At 62.8% G+C, this 21,051-nt stretch carries 18 protein-coding genes and 1 pseudogene; 10 read left to right on the top strand and 9 right to left on the bottom strand.

Features of this window, described 5'->3' with window-relative positions; genetic code table 11:
• Nucleotides 1-32: 32 nt before the first annotated feature.
• Nucleotides 33-554, top strand: a complete 522-nt coding sequence (locus tag M1D34_RS18720; RefSeq protein ID WP_010976130.1) for a sigma-70 family RNA polymerase sigma factor — start codon at nucleotides 33-35, stop codon at nucleotides 552-554.
• Between the two features lie 38 nt (nucleotides 555-592).
• Here M1D34_RS18720 and M1D34_RS18715 read toward each other — a convergent pair whose 3' ends face one another.
• From M1D34_RS18715 to M1D34_RS18705, 3 genes are all read right to left on the bottom strand, one after another.
• On the bottom strand, nucleotides 593-751 hold the full coding sequence (locus M1D34_RS18715; RefSeq protein WP_015456716.1) for a hypothetical protein: 159 nt from the start codon (nucleotides 749-751) through the stop codon (nucleotides 593-595).
• A gap of 213 nt (nucleotides 752-964) precedes the next feature.
• The gene (locus tag M1D34_RS18710; protein ID WP_003526298.1) at nucleotides 965-1,153 is read right to left on the bottom strand and encodes a DUF3008 family protein; all 189 of its coding nucleotides are present in this window, start codon (nucleotides 1,151-1,153) and stop codon (nucleotides 965-967) included.
• Nucleotides 1,154-1,365: 212 nt separating this feature from the next.
• Nucleotides 1,366-2,706: an MFS transporter gene (locus M1D34_RS18705; RefSeq protein WP_017276033.1), complete on the bottom strand. Its 1,341-nt coding sequence runs from the start codon at nucleotides 2,704-2,706 to the stop codon at nucleotides 1,366-1,368.
• A gap of 298 nt (nucleotides 2,707-3,004) precedes the next feature.
• On the opposite strand from M1D34_RS18705, the gene cyoA reads away from it, so the two are divergent.
• The 5 genes from cyoA (at nucleotide 3,005) to M1D34_RS18680 (ending at nucleotide 8,167) form a co-directional block, all read left to right on the top strand.
• Complete coding sequence (cyoA, locus tag M1D34_RS18700) at nucleotides 3,005-4,165, top strand: ubiquinol oxidase subunit II (RefSeq protein WP_498783562.1); 1,161 nt, start codon at nucleotides 3,005-3,007, stop codon at nucleotides 4,163-4,165.
• A gap of 37 nt (nucleotides 4,166-4,202) precedes the next feature.
• The gene (gene cyoB / locus M1D34_RS18695; protein WP_498783561.1) at nucleotides 4,203-6,212 is read left to right on the top strand and encodes a cytochrome o ubiquinol oxidase subunit I; all 2,010 of its coding nucleotides are present in this window, start codon (nucleotides 4,203-4,205) and stop codon (nucleotides 6,210-6,212) included.
• Complete coding sequence (cyoC, locus tag M1D34_RS18690; RefSeq protein ID WP_498783559.1) at nucleotides 6,209-6,841, top strand: cytochrome o ubiquinol oxidase subunit III; 633 nt, start codon at nucleotides 6,209-6,211, stop codon at nucleotides 6,839-6,841. The genes cyoB and cyoC overlap by 4 nt, the downstream gene beginning before the upstream one ends.
• On the top strand, nucleotides 6,838-7,239 hold the full coding sequence (cyoD, locus tag M1D34_RS18685) for a cytochrome o ubiquinol oxidase subunit IV (protein ID WP_498783557.1): 402 nt from the start codon (nucleotides 6,838-6,840) through the stop codon (nucleotides 7,237-7,239). The genes cyoC and cyoD overlap by 4 nt, the downstream gene beginning before the upstream one ends.
• A gap of 136 nt (nucleotides 7,240-7,375) precedes the next feature.
• Nucleotides 7,376-8,167 carry an SURF1 family protein gene (locus tag M1D34_RS18680; protein WP_498783555.1) on the top strand — a complete coding sequence of 264 codons (792 nt, stop codon included), beginning with the start codon at nucleotides 7,376-7,378 and terminating at the stop codon, nucleotides 8,165-8,167.
• On the opposite strand, the gene M1D34_RS18675 is transcribed toward M1D34_RS18680, so the two are convergent.
• From M1D34_RS18675 to M1D34_RS18665, 3 genes are all read right to left on the bottom strand, one after another.
• A complete protein-coding gene (locus M1D34_RS18675) occupies nucleotides 8,151-8,681 on the bottom strand; it encodes a DUF992 domain-containing protein (RefSeq protein ID WP_015242843.1) in 531 nt (176 codons plus the stop codon). The two genes, M1D34_RS18680 and M1D34_RS18675, sit on opposite strands and share 17 nt — an antisense overlap.
• Nucleotides 8,682-8,923: 242 nt before the next feature.
• Complete coding sequence (locus M1D34_RS18670) at nucleotides 8,924-9,544, bottom strand: DUF922 domain-containing Zn-dependent protease (RefSeq protein WP_013850403.1); 621 nt, start codon at nucleotides 9,542-9,544, stop codon at nucleotides 8,924-8,926.
• Nucleotides 9,545-9,620: 76 nt separating this feature from the next.
• Nucleotides 9,621-10,082, bottom strand: a complete 462-nt coding sequence (locus tag M1D34_RS18665) for an Lrp/AsnC family transcriptional regulator (protein ID WP_010976141.1) — start codon at nucleotides 10,080-10,082, stop codon at nucleotides 9,621-9,623.
• A gap of 126 nt (nucleotides 10,083-10,208) precedes the next feature.
• Between M1D34_RS18665 and ocd the strand changes: the two genes are divergently transcribed.
• Nucleotides 10,209-11,276 carry an ornithine cyclodeaminase gene (gene ocd, locus M1D34_RS18660; protein WP_003526315.1) on the top strand — a complete coding sequence of 356 codons (1,068 nt, stop codon included), beginning with the start codon at nucleotides 10,209-10,211 and terminating at the stop codon, nucleotides 11,274-11,276.
• 34 nt (nucleotides 11,277-11,310) lie between these two features.
• Here ocd and M1D34_RS18655 read toward each other — a convergent pair whose 3' ends face one another.
• Complete coding sequence (locus M1D34_RS18655; RefSeq protein WP_015242839.1) at nucleotides 11,311-11,472, bottom strand: hypothetical protein; 162 nt, start codon at nucleotides 11,470-11,472, stop codon at nucleotides 11,311-11,313.
• Nucleotides 11,473-11,666: 194 nt separating this feature from the next.
• Here M1D34_RS18655 and M1D34_RS18650 point away from each other — a divergent pair, with 194 nt between their 5' ends.
• The 3 genes and pseudogenes from M1D34_RS18650 (at nucleotide 11,667) to M1D34_RS18640 (ending at nucleotide 17,822) form a co-directional block, all read left to right on the top strand.
• On the top strand, nucleotides 11,667-13,205 hold the full coding sequence (locus M1D34_RS18650; protein ID WP_498783551.1) for a M10 family metallopeptidase C-terminal domain-containing protein: 1,539 nt from the start codon (nucleotides 11,667-11,669) through the stop codon (nucleotides 13,203-13,205).
• A gap of 258 nt (nucleotides 13,206-13,463) precedes the next feature.
• The gene (locus tag M1D34_RS18645; protein ID WP_017272458.1) at nucleotides 13,464-14,585 is read left to right on the top strand and encodes an efflux RND transporter periplasmic adaptor subunit; all 1,122 of its coding nucleotides are present in this window, start codon (nucleotides 13,464-13,466) and stop codon (nucleotides 14,583-14,585) included.
• A 4-nt stretch (nucleotides 14,586-14,589) separates the two neighbouring features.
• Nucleotides 14,590-17,822: pseudogene (locus M1D34_RS18640) on the top strand (efflux RND transporter permease subunit).
• Between the two features lie 2 nt (nucleotides 17,823-17,824).
• Here M1D34_RS18640 and M1D34_RS18635 read toward each other — a convergent pair.
• Together M1D34_RS18635 and M1D34_RS18630 are read right to left on the bottom strand one after the other, a co-directional pair.
• Nucleotides 17,825-19,984 carry a glycoside hydrolase gene (locus M1D34_RS18635; protein ID WP_498783549.1) on the bottom strand — a complete coding sequence of 720 codons (2,160 nt, stop codon included), beginning with the start codon at nucleotides 19,982-19,984 and terminating at the stop codon, nucleotides 17,825-17,827.
• Nucleotides 19,981-21,024 carry a glycosyltransferase family 2 protein gene (locus M1D34_RS18630; RefSeq protein ID WP_498783547.1) on the bottom strand — a complete coding sequence of 348 codons (1,044 nt, stop codon included), beginning with the start codon at nucleotides 21,022-21,024 and terminating at the stop codon, nucleotides 19,981-19,983. The genes M1D34_RS18635 and M1D34_RS18630 overlap by 4 nt, the downstream gene beginning before the upstream one ends.
• Nucleotides 21,025-21,051: the final 27 nt, after the last annotated feature.

The following is a 21,051-nucleotide window of genomic DNA, read 5'->3' as shown; positions in this document are numbered from 1 at the left end:
AAATCATCATAGGCAGAAGGGCAATATTCGACATGCCTGCTATCGGCGGTCACGCATCGCGACAATCACCGTTGCTTGAGGAGCAAGTCGTCGATCTGATTCCCGCTCTGCGGGCGTTCGCGCGTACGTTCACGTCAGCGTCGTTCGAGGCCGACGACCTGGTGCAGGAGACATTGCTCCGGGCGCTGAGAAGCATCGAGCAGTTCGAGCCCGGCACGAGCCTCAAGTCCTGGCTGTTCACGATCATGCGCAATGCGTTTCGCACGCAGTACAAGATTCGCACGCGGGAAAGCCCGGGGAGCACCAATTGCGCCGAATTGCCAATTCCAACCGCGCCGTCGCAGGAGTGGTCCGTCCTCAACGGCGAGCTACGCAGCGCGCTTGGGGCTCTTTCACCGGAGCACCGCGAAGTCCTCGTGCTCGTTGCCGGGTTCGGAATGAGCTATAAGGAAGCCGCTGACATATGCGACTGCGCGATCGGTACGATCAAGAGCCGGCTGAGCCGGGCACGCGACGAACTGACGGCGCAAATGCACGGAAATCCGCTGAACTGAGCGGACGAGCGGATCTATCCTAGCAAACCGGCTTCCGGTCAGCGCTTCCGATCGTCAAGGGCCTTTTGCAACTCCCGCGCCAGTTCGAGAAGTCGCTCCGGGACCGCTTCCTTGCGCATCTTCTGGACGAGCGACGCAATCCGCTCGTCAACGGCCTTTTCCGCGTCCGCATCCGCGGAAGCCCTGCTATCGTCCATTCGCCCGTCCTTAATCACGACCCGGATCCTGCTACAGAATATTGTTCCCGCTTAGCGCTGTAAATCATCAAAACGGCGGGCGTGAAAGGGCTACAGCCATGGTGAGCTGAAACATTCTTCCGACCTTGAGGGTAAACCGGAAACTTTATACCTCGGCCCGAATACCGTTTACCGACGCGTTCCGCAAGCGCACCGCGCTTTCAGCATGCGCGGTTACTTGTCCGAGACGTGTTCCTTCTTTCCCTTGCGCTTGGTCGAGGCCATTTCCTCGAGTTCCTTCTCGGTCATGGACTCTTCCATGCCCCTAGAGGCGCCCTTGAGTTCGCTCTTCTTCTTCTCGCCTCGTTTGGCGGCAAGGGCCGCGCCGGCGGCCTTCTGCTGCGCCTTCGACTTTGCAGGCATGGCTCCTTTCTCCTTTCGGTGCTTGGCACTCACCGCAATGTACGGAACCAGTTCGCTCCCGCACCGCGCGTCGCTGCCGGAACCGGCGAGACTCGATTATGTTCCGCCGTTCGAGCGAGCTTTACGGTTCTGGTCGGCGGAAACAATGACGGAAGCTCGGAGGCGCATGGCGGGAGGTGAACGAAGGCGTTTCCGTCCCGATCTCCTTCGCTCTATTCGTTGTCGATCTCCAGTTTCTTGCTGAAGACCAACGCGAGGATCGTGCAAAGGGCGCCGGAGAGAAGATAGTAGCCCGCGAAGGCGAGCCCGAAGCGGCTGGTCAGCCCCAGTGCCACCAGCGGCGCAAAGCCTGCGCCGATCAGCCAGGACAGGTCCGAGGTGAGCGCCGCCCCCGTATAGCGGTAGGCCTTGCCGAAGCGCGACGCAACGGCTCCGGCGGCCTGGCCGAAGGAGAGGCCTAGGATCGTGAAACCGACGATCACGAAGACATCGCGACCGGTGGCGCCAGCCTGGAGCAGCATCGGGGCGACGAAGCTGAAGATCGCGATCAGGACCGCGCAAATTCCGAGGTGATTGCGCCGGCCGATGCGGTCGGCAATCAGCCCGGAAGCGATGATGGCCAGGATGCCGCAGACCGCGCCGAGGAACTGCACCATCAGGAACGAACTTGCGCCATGATCCGTGTAGATTTCCACCCAGCTGAGCGGAAACACGGTCACCAGATGGAAGAGAGCGAAGCTTGCAAGCGGGACGAAGGCGCCGACGAGAACGTTGCCTCCATTCACCCTGAGCACTTCCGTGACCCGGGCCGCCTGAAGTTCGTGCAGGTCGAGCAGCGTTCCGAATTCCTTGGTCATGACGAGCCGCAGGCGCGTGAACAGCGCGACGACGTTGATCGCAAAGGCTACGAAGAACGGGTAGCGCCAACCCCAGGCGAGAAAGTCCGCTTCCGAAATCGAAACGAGAAAATAGGCGAAGAGGGCGCTGGCGAGCATGAAGCCGAGGGGCGCGCCCAGCTGCGGAATCATCGCGTACCAGCCGCGATGGTGCTGCGGCGCGTTCAGAGCGAGAAGCGAGGCGAGCCCGTCCCAGGCGCCGCCAAGCGCAAAACCCTGACCGAGACGAAAGACGGCAAGGAGCACGATGGACCAGGCGCCGAGCGTCGCATAGCCCGGCAGGAAGGCAATCGAGGCCGTCGAGCCTCCGAGAAGGAAAAGCGCGATCGTCAGCTTGACGCCTCGGCCGTAAGTCCGGTCGATGGCCATGAAGACCAGCGAACCGACCGGTCTTGCAACGAAGGCGAGCGAAAAAATGGCGAAGGAGTAGAGCGTCGCCGTCAGCCGATCGGGGGCGAAAGGAAAGAAGAGCTGCGGAAAGACGACCACCGAGGCTATGCCATAGACGAAGAAGTCGAAGAATTCCGCTGCCCGGCCGATGACGACGCCGATGGCGATATTGCCGGCGGATACGGGCGTGTCGTCGTGAATACGCCGCGCGTCGCGCTCCATCGAAGAGGACGACGGTCCCAGGGACTGTTGCATTGCACTGCTCATCAAACGCCTCCCGCGCTCGCACGGGGGCTAAGAACATGCGGTGTTCCGCCGCACCCGCTCGTACTCTCAAGATGAGAGCGCAAGGCTCCCTTGGAGGGATCTTGACCAATCAACTGCTCATATCAAGGGGAGAAACGCGAAATAATGCGTTTCACGTCCTCACTATCTGCAAGCGGCGGAAGATGCTGCGTCGCAAAACGGCTGCGGCGGATTGCTGCAGTGCGACCATCGACCTCATACCTTTCCCATCCACTCTACTTTAGTCGCAGGGCCGTCGAAACAAATAGAGCTTCGAGCCGTGCCAGAACTGTTGAAGTTTTCCCGCCGCCTCGCCGTTTTGCCGCTGTTCCTCGTGATGGCGGGATGCGACATGGTGGTGATGTCGCCATCCGGCGATATCGCTGCGCAGCAACGCGATCTGATCGTCATATCGACGATCCTCATGCTGCTGATCATCGTCCCGGTCGTTTTCCTGACGCTTTTCTTCGCCTGGCGGTATCGGCGGTCCAACGCGAGCGCCACCTACGATCCGGAGTGGCACCACTCGACGGCGCTCGAGGTGGTGATCTGGTCGGCACCGCTTGCGATCATCATCGCGCTCGGGGCGATTACCTGGATCAGCACGCACAAGCTCGACCCCTATCGACCGCTCGACCGGCTGGATGCGGAAAGGGCGATCCCCGCGGACGCCAGACCGCTCACCGTCGAGGTCGTGGCGCTCGACTGGAAATGGCTGTTCTTCTATCCCGACCTCGGGGTCGCGACCGTCAACGAGCTCGCAGCGCCCGTCGACGTTCCGATCCATTTCAAGATCACCGCCTCCTCGGTGATGAACTCCTTCTATATTCCGGCCCTTGCCGGCCAGATCTATGCGATGCCGGGCATGGAAACGAAGCTCCACGCGGTGATCAACAAGCCGGGCGAATATGAAGGCTTCTCGGCCAATTACAGCGGCGACGGCTTCTCCCACATGCGCTTCAAGTTCCACGGGCTCGACCGGCAGGGCTTCGACGATTGGGTGGCGCGGGTGAAGGCGCAGGGAACCGCGCTCAACCGCGACGCCTATCTGAAGCTCGAAAAGCCGAGCGAAAGGGAGCCGGTCCGCTATTACGCCGCGGTCGAGGACGGCTTGTATCGGGCAATCCTCAATCTATGCGTCACACCCGGCAAGATGTGCATGGAGGAGATGATGCACATCGACATGATGGGGGGCGCCGGCAAGGAGAGCGCCGAGAACCGGATAAAGCTGGAATACGACAACAGGCATTCCCTGGCGGAAGGAGCACCGGCCGCAACGCACCCGGCGACGGGCACACCCGCGCGCAGCCAGCAGGAGCCGCAGGGCACCGGCGCCGAGGAGCCGATGCAGCACGATATGCCCATGGGAGGACACGAGGGACACTCGATGCCGGGCATGAACCATCAGAGCGATCCGGCACCGCCGCAGCTCAACCATTGAACACGGCGCGTTGCGCCAACGATTGAACAGGTTTCCGATGTTCTCCGATCCAGATTTTCTGAAGCTCATCTTCGGCCGGCTTACCCTCGACGCGATCCCTTATCACGAGCCGATCCTCGTCGTGACCTTTCTCGCCGTCGCGCTCGGCGGCATCGCGCTGATCGGCCTCATCACCTATTACCGCTTCTGGGGGACGCTCTGGCGCGACTGGCTGACGAGCGTCGACCACAAGAAGATCGGCATCATGTACATCATTCTCGCGCTGGTGATGCTGCTGCGCGGATTTTCCGACGCGATCATGATGCGGCTGCAGCAGGCGATGGCCTTCGGCGGCTCGGAAGGCTACCTGCCGCCGCATCACTACGACCAGGTCTTCACCGCACACGGCGTGATCATGATCTTCTTCATGGCGATGCCCTTCGTGACGGGGCTGATGAACTTCGTCGTGCCGCTGCAGATTGGCGCGCGCGACGTCTCCTTCCCCTTCCTCAACAATTTCAGCTTCTGGATGACGACGGCCGGCGCGATCATCATCATGCTGTCGCTCTTCGTCGGCGAGTTCGCGCGGACCGGATGGCTTGCCTATCCGCCGCTGTCGGGCGCGGACTACAGCCCCGGCGTCGGGGTCGACTATTACATCTGGGGCCTGCAGATCGCCGGCATCGGAACGACGCTGTCGGGGATAAACCTCATCGCCACCATCGTGAAGATGCGCGCCCCCGGCATGACGATGATGAAGATGCCGGTCTTCACCTGGACGTCGCTCTGCACCAATGTGCTGATCGTCGCCACCTTCCCGGTGCTGACCGCGACGCTGGCGCTGCTTACGCTCGACCGCTATGCCGGCACGAACTTCTTCACCAACGACCTCGGCGGCAATCCGATGATGTATGTCAACCTCATTTGGATCTGGGGCCATCCGGAGGTCTACATCCTCATCCTGCCGGCCTTCGGCATTTTCTCGGAAGTCGTCGCGACCTTCTGCGGCAAGCGGCTCTTCGGCTATGCCTCGATGGTCTATGCCACGGTCGTCATCACCATCCTCTCCTACATCGTCTGGCTGCACCACTTCTTCACCATGGGCTCGGGTGCGAGCGTCAACGCCTTCTTCGGCATCACGACGATGATCATCTCGATCCCGACCGGAGCGAAGATGTTCAACTGGCTCTTCACCATGTATCGCGGCCGCATCCGCTACGAGGTGCCGATGCTGTGGACCATCGGTTTCATGGTGACCTTTGTCCTCGGCGGCATGACCGGCGTCCTGCTTGCCGTTCCGCCGGCCGATTTCGTCCTGCACAATTCGCTGTTCCTCATCGCCCACTTCCACAATGTCATCATCGGCGGCGTCGTCTTCGGGCTGATGGCAGGCGTCGTCTACTGGTTCCCGAAGGCCTTCGGATTCAGGCTCGATCCGTTCTGGGGAAAGATGTCCTTCTGGTTCTGGCTGACCGGCTTCTACTTCGCCTTCATGCCGCTCTACGTGCTCGGGCTCATGGGGGTCACGCGCCGCGTCAGCCAGTTCGAGGATCCCTCGCTGCAGATATGGTTCGTCATCGCGGCCTTCGGCGCCTTCCTGATCGCGCTCGGCATCCTGTCGATGCTGATCCAGCTCGTCGTCAGCTTCGTGAGGCGCGAAGAGCTGCGCGATGTGACCGGCGACCCCTGGGACGGGCGCACGCTCGAATGGTCGACCGCCTCGCCGCCACCGGATTACAACTTCGCCTTCACCCCGCTCGTCCACGATCAGGACTCCTGGTGGGATATGAAAAAGCGCGGCCACAGCCGGCCGCTTGCAGGCTTCAAGCCGATCCACATGCCGAAGAACACCGGCACAGGCGTCATCCTCGGAGCGATCAGCGTCGTCTTCGCCTTCGCCATGGTCTGGTACATGTGGTGGCTGGTGATCCTCTCCTTCGTCGCCATGGCGGCGATCGCCATCGGCCACACCTTCAACTATGACCGCGACTTCCACATTCCCGCAAACGTCGTCGCCGACACAGAGGGCAAGCGGACCGAAGCGCTTGCCGCCGAGGTGCAAGCATGACCGAGTTCCATACCCAACGCGCGCTCGATGAGGGCCAGGCGCCGGCCTTCTACCTGACGGAGGAGCATCACCCCGAAGGGAGCACGATGCTCGGCTTCTGGCTCTATCTGATGAGCGACTGCCTGATCTTCGCGGTTCTCTTCGCCACCCATGCGGTTCTCGGCCGCAACTATGCCGCAGGCCCCTCGCCCGCCGATCTCTTCGACCTGCCGCTCGTCGCGGTGAACACGTCGATGCTGCTTTTCTCCTCGATCACCTACGGCTTCGCCATGCTGGCGATGGAACGTTACGAGAAAAAAGCGACGCTCGCCTGGATGGCCGTCACCGCGCTCTTCGGCATCACCTTCGTCGGGCTCGAGCTCTACGAGTTCGCGCATCTGCTCCATGAGGGCGCCGGACCGCAGCGCAGCGCCTTCCTGTCGTCTTTCTTCACGCTCGTCGGCACGCACGGCCTGCACGTGACCGCCGGCATCGTCTGGATGTTCGTGCTCATGGCGCAAGTCGCAAAGCGCGGACTGATCCCGGAAAACAAGCGCCGCCTCATGTGCCTTTCGATGTTCTGGCACTTCCTCGACGTCGTCTGGATCGGCGTCTTTTCCTTCGTCTATCTGATGGGAGTTCTCGGATGAGTACGCACGCACCTTCGCACGAGGACGCTTTCGAGGCCCATCACGGCCACAGCCATGGTCACGACGCGGGACACGGAACGCTGAAGAGCTACGCGACCGGCTTCGTCCTCTCCGTCATCCTGACCGCGATCCCCTTCTGGCTGGTGATGGCCGGCGTTCTCGATAGCGCCGTCCTCACCGCCGCGATCATCATGGCCCTCGGCGCCGTCCAGATCGTCGTCCACATGATCTTCTTCCTGCACATGAACACCCGTTCCGAGGGCGGCTGGACGATGATGGCGCTGATCTTCACGATCCTTCTCGTCGCCATCGCGCTTTCCGGCTCGCTCTGGGTCATGCATCATCTGAACACGAACATGATGCCGATGAGCCCGGAAATAATGAAGAACATGCCGTGAATCGGGACTTCGCCCATCTCCTCGGGTTTGACCCGAGGACTAACCCTCTCCCCGCACGCGGGGAGAAGGTGGCGGCAGCCGGATGAGGGGGGCGCAAGCCTCGATCATATTGGTTCCGCTTCGAAGCAGGAACGTCATGAGCGACATCGAACTCACGTCCAGCCCGCACTCCCGGCTCTCGCTTGCGATCCTCAGCATCCTCGGCCTCCTGCTCATCGCGGCTTTTGCTGCGCTCGGCACGTGGCAGCTCAAGCGCCTCTCCTGGAAGCTCGACCTGATCGCCCGGGTCGAGGAGCGCGTCCACGCGGCACCCATGCCTGTGCCGCCCCGCAACGACTGGCCGAACGTCAACGCCGCGCGAGACGAATACCGGCACGTCGCTCTCCAGGGCCGCTTCCTCAACGATAAGGAAACGCTGGTCTATGCCGCAACCGAACGCGGCGCCGGCTATTGGGTTGTGACGCCCCTTGCGGCTGCCGATGGGACGACGGTGCTCGTGAACCGCGGCTTCGTACCGACGGAGAGGCGTGAGGCATCGACGCGGCGGGAAGGCCAGATCGAGGGCGAAGCGAAGGTCACCGGCCTCATGCGCATGGACGAGCCTAACGGCTCGCTCCTGCAGTCGAACAGGCCCGGGGAAAACCGTTGGTATTCGCGCGACGTGGGTGCGATCGCTGCGGCGCGTGGCCTCTCCGAGGTCGCGCCCTACTTCGTCGACGCGGATGCCAGCCCGAATCGCGGCCGGCTTCCCGTCGGCGGACTGACGCGCGTCGTCTTTCCCAACAATCACCTCGTTTATGCCGTCACCTGGTACGGTCTCGCGGCCATGACGGTGGGTATGCTGGTGATTTTGGGGAGGTCGGCGAGGAGATCGGTCCCGGCGCGGCGTGACGGCCGCGCCGGCGAAGACATCAATTCGCGGAGTTGAGGGTCATCGACGTACCCGCGGCCGCGACGTTGAGACCGAGCTGGCCGGTGACGCTGACCGTCTGGAGGTGGATCGAGCCGGAGGTGCCGCCGACGAGGACATTGGCGCCCACACCCGCACCGAGCGTCGCCTCGGCGCTCGCGCCCTTATAGATACCGCTCAGAGAACCATGGTGGTAGCCTGCCGTCGGCGCGAACACGGCCCAGATCAACCGGCTGCGCATCGTGAAACCCACGTCGATCCCGAGTTTGCGAATTTCTCCCGTGTAGCGATCCTCGATCACATCGCCGCCCAGCGACCGGAAGGCGCACTCGACCTCTTTGGACGAACCGAGCACGTAGCCGGCGCCGCCGCCGATGTCGCATTCCAGATAGCCGATCTTCACACCGCCGCGCGCGTCCTGCACCGCCGGCGGCGGCGCCGGCTCCTGATAGGTCAGATCGGCCGCATTGGCGCCCGCGGCGGCAAACGCGATCGTGACCGCGGAAAACGCCATGGCGAGAGTCTTCTTCATGCATCTTCTCCTTTTCGGCTCATCATCGGCAGAAACCCCGGCCGATCGTCCGAAACAAATTCAGTAATGTCAGCTGCACGGAAAGATTTCGTGCCGCTATGCCTGCCACTCAGGCGGGCTCACGTTTTCGTTGCATTGAGACAATTCAGAGGCAGGCTCGACAACATCTTGCTTTTGCGCAGAAGTGTTGCCTTTCGGCCAAAGCCTCAAGCGCGCCGCCTCGAACGGATTTGCCACGCGCATCAGCCGCCATTCACGAGATTGAGGATGAGCTGGTGAACATTGCCGCCGTCGCTGAGCTCGGCCTTGTCGAAGTCGCGGCTCTTTTGTCTTTGCGCGCGGGAGATTTCGCCGAGCCGCTTCGTCATTTCGGACTTGATCTTGCGGCATTGGGGATCGTCGGCAACGGTGAGGCCCACGGTGGCGGCCTCGATGGCGCTCACCATCTCCTTGATGAAGTCGCCATGGACCAGTTCATGCTTTTTCACGCCGGCGATGAAGGTCTGCCAGTGCGTCTCGATCCCGGCCGGCAGCTTTCCGGCAAGCTCCGGCAGCGTATAGGTGATGGTGAGCTTCGGCAGCGCCGACGCGAGCACGCAGGCCCCGTCTCGCTCCTCGTATTTCCGCCTCCAGGTGAGTTTGAAGCTCGTATGGGCGATCGCGCGCCCGAGGCCGCCCACCTGCGGTCCTCGTTCGCCGATGGAAGCGTAGAGCTCCGGTCCGGACTGCCCGGTGATCGCGTAAGTCTTGATCTTTTCGACCGCCTGCCATTCCGCCCGGGCAGCCGCCGGCGTCATGAGAACACAGGCCAACAGAAAACAAGTTCGACGGCCCGCCAAGCCAACCCCCACGAAAACCTTCATTGAATGCGGGCGCAACCTAACGGGGATGGGCACGGCTTTCAATCGTCCCGATCTGCCCCTACGCGGCTGCTGCCGGTCAGACGCTGCTCAACAGGAGGCTGGTCTCGCTGTTGGCGACGCCGTCGATCATCCGCACCTCGCGCAGGATCCGGTCGAATTCGGAGAGATTGGCCGCCCGTATGTTGGCGACCAGATCCCAGTTGCCGTTGGTGGTGTGCAGCGTAAAGATCTCGGGCATGCCGCGCAGTTTGCGAACCACCTGCGTCGTGGACTTCCCCACAACCTCGATCATCATCACCGCATGAACCGTGTTGACGTCGTAGTCTTCCCTGACGCGCACCGTGAACCCGAGAAGCGTCCCGGTCTCGAGCAGGCGGTCCAGGCGATTTTGCACGGTGCCGCGCGCCACGCCCAGCGCGTCGGAAAGTTTGGAAAGCGATGCCCGCCCATCAGCGCGCAGATGCGCAATGATCCGGCGGTCCAGATCATCTGGGGTGTATTTTGCAACTGCTGAATCGCCAACTCCTGTTCTGCTCATATTGCACAATCCGACTGGACAAATTGCTCGGTTCGGTGCCGAAAATAGCACATCTTTGCGCTTTCGACCAGCGCGCTCAATCGCTACCCTGTCCTGGAATACAGCAAGCCGCCAAGAGGAACCTCCATGTTCTCCCCGCTCCCTTCAGCCAAGGCCATGGTGCCCTTCGTCAGCGTCGACAACATGATGCGCCTCGTTCATCACCTGGGCATCGAGACGGTTCTGGCAGAGCTCACGGACACCATCGAGGCGGATTTCCGCCGCTGGGAGAGCTTCGACAAGACCCCGCGCGTTGCCAGCCATTCGCGCGACGGCGTCATCGAACTGATGCCGACCTCCGACGGCAGGGTCTACAGCTTCAAATATGTCAACGGCCACCCGAAGAACACCGCCGAGGGGCTGCAGACGGTGACCGCCTTCGGGCTGCTCGCCGAGGTTTCGACAGGCTATCCCGCACTGCTTACCGAGATGACGATACTGACGGCGCTCAGAACCGCCGCAACCTCGGCGATGGCCGCACGGCACCTGGCACCGAAGGGTGCGCGCACGATGGCGATGATCGGCAACGGCGCCCAGGCCGAGTTCCAGGCGCTGGCGATGAAGGCCGTCTGCGGCATCGACACCATCCGGCTCTACGATATCGACCCTCGGGCAACGGAGAAGGCCGCCCGCAACCTCGACGGTTCCGGCCTCAAGATCCTGTCGTGCAGGTCCGCCCAGGAAGCGATCGAAGGCGCCGAGATCGTTACCACCTGTACGGCCGACAAGCAGTTCGCCACGATCCTCACCGACAACATGGTCGGCGCCGGCGTCCACATCAACGCAATCGGCGGCGATTGCCCCGGCAAAACGGAATTGCATCGCGATATCCTGAAGCGCTCGGACGTCTTCGTCGAATACCCGCCACAGACCCGCATCGAGGGTGAGATCCAGCAGATGGCGCCGGACTTTCCGGTCACCGAACTCTGGAAGGTCGTCACCGGCGAGGCGCAGGGCCGCCGCGATGCCCGCCAGATCACCCTCTTCGACAGCGTCGGCTTCGCCATCGAGGATTTCTCGGCGCTCCGCTACGTGCGAGCCCGCCTTCCCGGAACGGATTTCTACCAGAATCTCGACATGATCGCCGATCCCGACGATCCGCGCGACCTGTTCGGCATGTTGCTCAGGGCAAAAGAGAACGAAGAAACGATCTGAGCGCTTCCAGGAAGGGTTTTCCGTCCGGCCCGCCTCACCGCCCCTGCAGACGCGATATCGCCTTACGGGCATCTCCAATGAGGGGATGGCCGGGATGACGGCGGATGAAGCGTTCGTAGGCTTGCACGGTATTTTCCGCCCGTACTGCCTCGAATTCCGATCTCACGGCCCGCTCATAGTCGGGTGGCTTTTGCATTTCCGCTCCGCTTGGCTTCATCGCGCCTTGCGCGGCAGGCGAAGACATTGCCAAAAATCCCAGGGCAAGCAACTGCACCGCTTTGTGAAATGTCACGGACCGCTCCAATCCTATCGATCTGGTTACATTAACAACAGTAGCCAGTGTCGGCGATAATTGCTAATCAGTCGACACAACAATAGCGGGAATCCTGAATGAGCGGCACTGGTAAGTCCCTTAAGTTCGCCAAAGCAACCGGAAACAGCGTTGTCGATTCGCTGCTGACGGGAGTTGCCTGGGCCGGAACGATTACCTATTCTTTTCCGACTTTGGCCAAAAGCTACGCCTACGGATTTGAAAAGTACTTCGGCTTTACCTCGGTATCGGCGGCACAGAAAAATGCGGCCCTGTTCGCCATGGAGCAATCCTTCGGCCCGGCGGCCAATGACGGCTTTTCCGTCGAGGGCTTCACCAATGCCAGCTTCGCGCCGGGAAGCGCCGGTACCGCGACAATCCGCTTTGCGCAGACGGCGCTGGCGGAGACCTCCTATGCCTACCTCCCTGCGCTTCATGCGGCAGCAGGAGACATCTGGTTCGGCACAGCCTATGCCGGCACGGCGGACGACTATCGCAAGCCGGTCGCCGGGAACTATGCATGGCACACGCACCTGCACGAACTCGGTCATGCGCTCGGGCTGAAGCACGGCCACGAGTCGGACGTCTACGGTGCCACACCCGCTCAGTACGATTCCATCGAATATTCCGTCCTGTCCTATAGGGCATATGTCGGTGCCGACACCGGCGGGAGTTATTCCTACGAGCAGTTCGGTGCACCGCAGACCTTCATGATGGGCGACATTGCCGCGCTGCAGGAGATGTACGGTGCCGACTTCACGACCAATAGCGGCAACACGGTCTACAAGTGGACGCCCGGCAGCGGCGCCACTTTCGTCAATGGAGCCGTCGGAATCTCGCCGGGCGCCAACCGCATCTTCGCAACCATATGGGACGGCGGCGGCAAGGACACCTACGATCTGACGGCCTATACGACCGCTCTCAAGGTCGATCTCAGGCCCGGCAAGGCTTCGACCTTCAGCATCGACCAACTCGCCTGGGTCGACGGCGGCCCGAACGGCGGCTTTGCCGCCGGAAACGTCTTCAATGCGCTGCTCTACCGTGGCGACACGCGCTCTCTGATCGAAAACGTCAAGGGCGGCTCGGCCGGCGACGCGATCACCGGCAATCAAGCCGCCAATGTGCTGTGGGGTTATGCTGGCAACGACACGCTGAACGGCGATACGGGCAATGACGTGCTCTACGGCGGCTCCGGTTCCGACAGGCTCTACGGCGGAAAGGGCAACGACCAGATCTTCGGTGAGAACGGCAACGACCTGATTTACGCGGGCGCGGGGGCGGACCGTTTGAACGGGGGCAGTGGAACCGACAGCTTCGTGTTCAAGGCGCTCTCGGATTCGACCGTCGCAGCATCCGGACGCGACACTGTTTTCAATTTTACGCCGAAATCCGACCGGATCGATCTTTCCGCGATCGATGCCAACACGTCGATCGCCGGCGATCAGGCGTTTCTCTTCGCCAGTACTGCCGCCTTCGGCGGTAAGAAGGGCGAGTTGCGTTACGTCCGGGATGTCTCCGACACCTACATCTACGGCGACGTGAACGGCGACAGGAAAGCGGACCTCGCCATACATCTGGATGACGCCGTCACGCTGCAGAAGGGCTACTTCGTCCTGTAGACCGCGCCGGTTTTAGGTCGGATCAACCTCAAATCGTGAGCGCGCCTGCAACCGGCTCCGATGAACCGTGGAAGCGTCCTAGCCGACTGATTTGCGGACACAATCTCCTTTCCAATTCGCCACTGCGCGGCTAGCATGAAAAACAGGAGCAATTTGAAGTTGCGCCGCTTGAATTGCGGCGTGACTTGAATCGAGGAAAGTGCTGAGATCCCACTCGGTCGATGCGGGTCCCACACAAGCCGTTCAGGGGAGCATTGCATGCGCGTTTCGAGAGTTCTGGCTGCGGCTCTTTCATGCGGGCTGCTCACGACCATCGGCATCGTCGCGGGAAACGCTTATGCGCAGCAGCCCCCTCCAGCCGTCACCGTGGCGCCGGCCGCGATCATGGACCTGCGCGAAAGCGTGGATCTGACGGGCAAGGTCGTTGCAGTTCAGAAGGTCGACATCCGCGCCCGTGTGTCCGGCTTCCTCGAGAAGGTCAATTTCGAGGATGGGCAGAAGGTCTCGGCCGGAACCGTGCTTTACCAGGTGGAAGACGGCGCCTATCGCGCCGCCCTGCAGGAGATCGACGGTTCGATCGCGGCAGCGGAGGCTCAACGGGACCTTGCCGTTCTCGAACGTGACCGTGCCCAGCGGTTGATCGCCACCAATACGGTTGCGCAGGCGACGCTCGACACTGCGAACGCACAGGTGAAAAAGGCCGAGGCCGATATCCTGCGCCTCAAGGGCAGCAAGCAGAATGCCGAACTCAATCTTTCCTACACGAAGATCCTCGCGCCGTTCGATGGCGTCGTCGGCCTGACCACGGTCGATGTCGGCGCCCTCGTCGCGCCGGACAGCGGATCGCTGGTGACGCTGACGCGCCTCGACCCGATCTATGTCGAGTTTCCCGTCGCGACCTCTCTTTATTTCTCCTACCGCGAGCGCGTCGAAAAGGGTGAGATGTCGAGCGGCGCCAATGTCAGCATCACGCTTCCGAACGGCACCGACTACCCGGAGAAAGGCACGATAGACTTCGTCGCGAGCACGGTCTCGCAAGGGACCGACACCGTTACGGTTCGCGCCGAGTTTCCCAATCCCGGCGGGACCCTTCTCGACGGCACGCTCGTCAGGGTCGTTCTCGAGCAGTCCGATCCGCAGGACGTGCTGGCCGTGCCACAGCAGGCGGTCCAGCGCGACCAGCAGGGCGCCTTCGTCATGGTGGTCGACGCCAATTCCAAGGTCGAGCTTCGCCGCGTCGACGTCAGCCGCTCCAGCCGCGGCCAGGCCGTCGTCGCCAAGGGGCTGAAGGAGGGCGAGAACGTCATAACGGAGGGCGTGGGCAAGGTGCGGCCGGGGATCGTGGTCGACGCTGTAGCCGCAACGACGACGGGTGGCTGAGCCGATGATCTCCGAAATCTTCATCGATCGCCCGCGCTTTGCCGCGGTCATTTCCATCGTGCTGACGCTCGCCGGGCTGATCGCCCTGACGAGACTGCCGATCGCGCAGTTTCCCGACATCGTCCCGCCGCAGGTCAGCGTCACGGCGAGCTATCCCGGCGCAGGCGCGGACGTGGTCGAGGCAACGGTCGCCCAGCCGCTCGAGAGCAAGGTCGTCGGCGTCGACAACATGCTCTACATGAAATCGACGAGCGGCGCCGACGGGACCTACTCTCTGACCGTCACCTTCGCCGTCGGCACCGATCCGGACATTGCCACCGTCAACGTACAGAACCGCGTCGCGCTCGCCGAGCCGGTGCTGCCGGCCGAAGTCAAGCAGAGCGGCGTCAGCGTCCAGAAGAGATCCTCTTCGCTGATGCAGGTGATCGCCATTCACGGCGAGAATGACGAATTCGACAATCTGTTCCTCTCGAACTACGCGACGATCAACGTGCTCGACACGATCAAGCGCGTGCCCGGCGTCGGCGATGCAACGCTGTTCGGCGCACAGGACTATTCGATGCGGGTCGTCCTCGACATCGACCGGCTGACCAATCTGGGACTGACGCCGACGGACGTGATCAACGCACTGAAGACGCAGAACGTCCAGGCCGCGATCGGCCGCATCGGCGCCCAGCCGATGACGGACGACCCGCTGTTCCAGTTGAACATCCAGACACAGGGGCGGCTGACCGACCCCGCCCAGTTCGAAGACGTCGTGCTCCGGGCCGAGCCGGACGGCTCGTTCGTCCGCATTCGCGACGTCGCGCGCGTCGAGCTGGGTTCGGTGAGCGCCGACTCCACCGCCCGCATCAACGGCAAGCCGGTCGCGATGATCGGGACCTATCAGGCGCCGGGCGCCAATGCGCTCGCCGCCACCGAGGGCGTGCAGCAGGCGATGGACCGCCTCGCCGCGGCCTTCCCGGAGGGGCTCACCTATACGGTCTCCTACGACACATCCGATTTCGTGCAGGCGAGCGTGGAGAATGTCGAGCATACGCTCTTCGAGGCCTTTGCTCTCGTCATCATCGTCGTCTTCCTCTTTCTCGGCAATTGGCGCGCCGCGCTGATCCCGCTCATCGCCGTTCCGGTGGCGCTCGTCGGCACCTTTGCCGTTATCCTGGCGATGGGCTTTTCGCTGAACACGGTCTCGCTTCTGGCGCTGGTGCTCGCGATCGGCATCGTCGTCGACGACGCGATCGTCGTCGTGGAAAATGTCGAGCGGGTGATGGAGGAAAATCCCGGCATGAGCGCGGCGCAGGCCGCGCGCCTGGCGATGGGCGAAATCACCGGGGCGATCGTCGCCATCACGCTCGTCCTGCTTTCGGTCTTCGTACCGGTTGCCTTCATTCCGGGCCTCAGCGGGCAGCTCTTCCAGCAATTCGCCGTCGCCGTCTCGGTATCGATGGTCATTTCCGCGATCATGCGCTGACCCTCAGCCCGGCGCTTTGCGCAATCCTCCTGAAACCGCATCACGGCCCGAAACGCGGCATCCTGGGCTGGATCTCGCGCGGCATCGACCGCACCCGCAATGGCTATGCCCATGTCGCCGGAAGCATTGCGCGCAGAGCAATCATCGGCGTGATCCTCCTGGCGGTCGCCATCGGCGCCAGCGGCTGGCTGTTCCGGATCGTCCCCACGGGCTTCCTGCCAAGCGAGGATCAGGGCGCATTCTTTGCGGAGATCCGCCTTCCGGAAGGTGCCTCCTTCAACCGGACGGACGCCGTGGTCCGCGAGGTCGAAACCATGCTCGGCGGCATCGAGGGCGTGGCGAACGTCACCACCGTCACCGGCTACAGTTTCCTCGACGGCATTGCCAAATCGAGCAGTGCCTTCGCGATCGTCACGATGAAGCCCTTCGCCGAACGCCAGGACGAATCCGCCTCCGTCGATGCCGCGATCGGCACCGTAATGGTCAAGGGCGCGGCAATTCGCAATGCCCAGGTCTTCGCCTTCAACCTGCCGCCCATCATCGGTCTCGGCACAGGCTCGGGCTTCGAATATCAGTTGCTCGACCTGCAGGGCCGGTCGCCGGCAGAGCTTGCCGCGACGGCGGGCGGGCTGATGGTCGCGGCCAATCAGAACCCACAGCTCGGACCCACCTTCAGCACCTATTCGGCGAGTTCGCCGCAGCTCTATCTCGATCTCGACCGCGATCGCCTGCAAGCGCTCGGGGTCTCTGTGAGCGATCTTTTCGCAACGCTGCAGGGCACGCTCGGATCCTATTACGTCAACGACTTCAATCTTTTCGGCCGGAGCTGGAAAGTCACGATGCAGGCGGCCGAAGCGGATCGCGATGCGGTCGACGACATCTCCCGGCTGCATGTACGCAACGCCGCGGGCGATATGGTCCCCGTGGCCTCGGTCGCGCTCGTGGACTACATCGTCGGGCCGCAGTCGATCGTGCGCTACAACAACTACCGCTCGATCACACTCAACGGGCAGCCGGCGCCCGGCATCTCCTCGGGCCAGGCGCTGGCCGCTATGGAACAAGTCTCCGCCGCGACTCTGCCGCCGGGCTACAGCTTCGAGTGGACGGGAACGGCGCTGCAGGAGCTCGAGGCCGCCGGCCAGACGACGGTGATCCTGGCATTGGCCCTGCTCTTCGCCTATCTCTTCCTCGTGGCGCTTTACGAAAGCTGGACGATCCCCATACCGGTTCTGCTTTCGGTGTCCGTCGGGGTGGCCGGTGCTCTCGTGGCGGTGCTGGTTGCCGGTCTCTCCTTCGACATCTATGCCCAGATCGGCCTCGTCGTCTTGATCGCGCTCGCCTCAAAGAACGCGATCCTGATCGTCGAATTCGCAAAATTCCAGCGGGAGAAAGGCGCGACCATCGTCGATGCCGCGGTCGAGGGCGCGCGCACCCGTTTCCGCGCGGTGATGATGACCAGCTTCGCCTTCATCGTCGGGCTGATCCCGCTCGTCACAGCCGATGGCGCCGGCATGCTCAGCCGCCGCGCGGTCGGCACGGGCGTTGCCGGCGGCATGCTCGCCGCTTCGCTCCTCGGGATCTTCATCATTCCGGCGCTCTATGTCGTGTTCCAGTGGCTGCGCGAGAGGGGCCACAAGCTCGCCGGCCTGTCGTCGCATGCGGCCGGCGAGGCGCCGCATGCTGCAACGGAGAGCGCTGAAAGCGTCAAGCCCGCCACCGGCCAGCAGGCGCAAACCATCGGACAAGATCGGAACGTCCCCGACTGAACCTACATCTCCAAGAGGAAATAGGTGGTCGGCCCGTAGGGCGTGTCGTTCGAGAGACGGAAAGCAACGCGCCCGCTGCCGCTGTCGACCGGCGGATAAACGGTGCCGTCGAGGCCGACCGGCGACACGCTCCATCTGGCAGCGGTTCGCGACAGTTCGAGATCGACATAGCCCTTCCGAATTCTCACCGGCAGCGCGCCGAAATCCTCGATCACCTTCTCTTCGCTGTCGCGAAAGATCATGCCGGTGTTCTGCGCATCGGTTGCAAGGATCAGGAGCAGGCGCCGGCTTTCAGAAAGTTTGCCTTCCGGGTCGATGGCCGAAAGCGCCACGAGGCCGTTCCCGTCCGCCTGTCCGATGCGCATGAGACCGAGATCGATCGGCTCACGCAGAGAGGAGAAGGCAGCAGCTTCCGTAGCGGGCGTCGAAACGCGGAGCTGCCCTGCCCGGCGGTCAAGGAGGACCTGTCCCGTATCGCTCTCGTAAAATCCGCTTGCGATATCGGTGCGGTTTTCGGCCGCGAGCATGTGTTCGTCGCGGAGTGCGGCAAGGATCGTTCCGGCGTCCCGGTCGCGTGGTTGCGTGATGGCGGTTTCTCCATCGAACCGGTCTGCCGGAAGCAAGCCGATGCGCCCGACCAGCGCCAGATCGGTCAATCGCTCCGGCTCGCGGGCCTGCATGTCCTCGCCGAGATCCTCCTCGCCGCGAACGGCGAAGGGGATCGTAATGGCGGAGGTCGCCACGTCGCCGCGGCGAAAGACGAGTGCGCCGAGCGTCTCGCCGGCGCGCGCCACGGGATCGAGCGCAATCGCATAGGGTAGCATCGCCTTCTTGTGCGGAAAGGGTTCGGCATAGGCGAGCGCGATCGGCCCGTGGCCGTGACGGCAAAGCACGTCCCAGCCCTGGAGTGCAGCGTAGGCCGGCATTGTCAGCCCTGCCTCGTAGCGATAGCGGTTCCAGAAGAGATGGTCGTATTCGCTGACGATGAACGGCTTTCCGAGCCACCGCGCCGCGGCGATCATGCGCATGTAGTTGGCGCCGTCGGCAAGCGAACTCACCTGCGTCAGGGCGCTGCCCGGCGAATAGCCGCCGACCCAATCGTGATAGGTGTTCATCGTCACGGCGCCGAGATCGCGCCGGCTGAGTGCGGTCTGCACCGTCGGCCAATTATTGTAGGTGCTGATCAGGCCGCGATAACCGAGACCGCGCAGGACCTCGCTCATGCGTGCGGCAGAAGCGCGCTCGGTCTCGACGAAGAAGGCCTGAAGATCGCGCGTGCGCGGACCGTCGGCGTAGCGGTTGGCGGGAAGCCTCACCGATGCCGTTTCGACCCGCTCGTCGGCACGGAGATCTCCCCAGGCGCTCGCGAGCGCATCCGTCGATCCGTAGCGGGCCGAAAGCCAGCGGTTAAAGGGTTTCGCCAGCGCCTCGTCATAGGCGGGCCTTTCGGGCCGCTCATGCACGACGCTGTCGAATTCGATGCCGTTTTCATTGGCAAGGATCACCAGCGCGAGCGCGTCGTCACGGATGGTCGCCGTCCCCGTATAGGGATTGACGCTCGCGAGAAACTTCTCCTGCAGCTTGCTCCAGTGCGCAACCGCTTCTTCGTCGAGATGCAGCCGGAGCTTGAGATCGCCGTTGGCGTCCCATCGGTCGTCATGGCCGCCATAGGCGCCGCGCGGCGACGAGAGCCCGTCGATGATCCAGTAGATGCCGTTGCGCTTCAGCGCCGCCAGCAGGTAATGGATGCGATCCAGCGTCTCCGGATCGAAATCGAAATCCCTCTGCCTGCCGAACATCAGGCTGGCATCGACAAAATGCAGCCGGGCGATGTTGTATCCGTGCATCGCAAGCTGGCGGGCATAGCGCTCGGCGCCGTCATGGTCCGGAAAACCGCCCGAAGCCGGGCTCCAGGCGAGCGACGCGCATAGCATTCTGACCGGCTGTTCCGGCGCCCCGGCAAAGGCCAGCCGGCCATCCGGACCTGCGACGAGGCGGCTATCCGCGTCGATCGAAGCGTTCGGCAGCAAGGACGAGAAATCGAGCGGACTGCCGGCGCGGACTTCGAGCGAGACCTCGCGAACCGGCACCCATTCGGAGGCACTTGTGGCCGGGGCAAGCCAGATGCAAAGCAGCGCCGCCGCGAGCGATCGCCTCCTCATGCCGTCTTTCCGAGGGCCGGTTCACCGAGAGAGGATTCCCCGAGAGGAGGCTTTCCGAGGATCGTGCTTTCGATCGGCTCGGCAGGCAGCCGCCGGCTTCGGAGGAAGCCTACAGGAAGGGCCGCCGCATGGAAGAACCAGGCGACGACCGTATAGAGACCCATGCTGAGGCCGCCCTTTCGGAAGCTGACGGCGAGAACGGCGACCGCGAAACTCGCGCAGACGGCGGCGAGGGCCAGGAGCGTATCAGGCAGCAGCAGGATCAGGCCGAGACAGGCGAGCCACCAGAGATGGACGAGACCCCAGAGTTTCAGCTCCGGCAGTTCCTGCAGAAGCTGAAAGAAATAGGGCTTGCCGAGAGAAGCGCGCAGTAGCTCGCCGATCCCGTAGAGATATTTGGTCTTCCAGCGGCGAACGAGCAGCCGGTAGGAATTGACCGTGTGGCCGAAGTGCTGGACGAAACGGCGGTCGAGCCGGTAAAGCCTCCAGCCGGCACTTCTGAGGCGAATGCCGAGGTCGAATTCCTCGTAGCCGTGCAGGTTGCGGTCCGAGAGGTAGCCGACGTCCTCGATGGCACTACGCCTGTAGAGCCCGCCGCCGTTCATGCGGTCGATCGGACCCGTCCGGTTCTCGGGCGCATTGCGGCTGACGCGGCGCGCGAATTCGAGATTCGAGATGTGCATCTCCTCCACATGTCCGGTAACGCCCGCCATGGTCGGATGGTCAGCCAGGAAGCGGACGGCGTCTTTGAGGAAGGCAGCGTCGAGCAGCATGTCGCCGTCGATGAGACAGACGTAATCATGGCGGGAATGCTGGAAGCCGAGCTGCGGGCCGATGCCGCAGCTCGGTCGCGCGGGCGGGGCGATCTGTGCGATGATGACGGGGTATTGCGAGGCGATCTCGACCGTGCGGTCGCAGGAGCCGCTATCGGCGATGATGACCTCGCCGCCCGTGTCCTGAAGCGCCGCAAGCGCGCTCTCGACGGTTGCGGCAATCCGCTTCTCTTCATTCAATGTCTTGATGATGATGGATATGGTCAAGAGAGCCCCCCAAAATCGTGCAGCGAA

It is taken from the genome of Ensifer sp. D2-11, assembly GCF_054161295.1.
Note: the sequence above shows the minus strand (reverse complement) of the source record. Positions and strands in the feature narration are given on the sequence as shown.